Origin of the sequence: Bradyrhizobium sp. 31Argb, assembly GCF_043638955.1 — a bacterium.
Lineage (GTDB): Bacteria > Pseudomonadota > Alphaproteobacteria > Rhizobiales > Xanthobacteraceae > Bradyrhizobium.
The window spans coordinates 1-500 of the sequence record NZ_JBEGDB010000718.1 but is presented as its reverse complement, the minus strand read 5'-3'; the positions used below and the strand labels follow the sequence as shown (position 1 = coordinate 500).

At 65.2% G+C, this 500-nt stretch carries 1 protein-coding gene; it reads right to left on the bottom strand.

Going from position 1 to position 500, the window contains the following annotated elements; translation table 11 throughout:
- Positions 1-168: 168 nt before the first annotated feature.
- On the bottom strand, positions 169-500 hold a 332-nt coding region (locus tag AAFX91_RS42420), incomplete at its 5' end, for a 2Fe-2S iron-sulfur cluster-binding protein (protein ID WP_394570442.1).

Here is a 500-nt window from a genome sequence, read left to right as displayed (position 1 = left end):
CGTGGCGGAGGGTATCGAGACAACCAACCAGCTCGAATATTGCGCCAGATCGATTGCGACGAAGTTCACGCTACCTGATCGGCCGGCCGGTGCCAGCCGCCCAGGTTGCGGCCTGCTCGATGCGAAGAAAACGCACGCGGCGTAGCGTAGGCGGGCCAGGCGAGTGAGCTATGTCGCATCCGCCCGATGCAGCGTGTCGACCGTGATCGTGCCGCGGGCGCGCGAGACGCAGGCGCAGATCTTTCGGTTTTCGCGCTTCTGGTGATCGCTGAAGAAGACATCGCGATGGTCGATCTCGCCGTCGAAGGCGACGACGTCGATGGCGCAAACGCCGCACTCGCCCCGGCGACAATCGCTCATCACCTCGTGGCCGGCGTCGTTGAGCACCTCGAGCAGCGAGCGGTCGCGCGGGATCTCGATCTCGGTGCCTTCGTCCTTGAGCCGCACCCGGAACGCTTGGGTCGGCAGCAGGCCGCTCGAGCCGAAAGTCTCGTAACGGA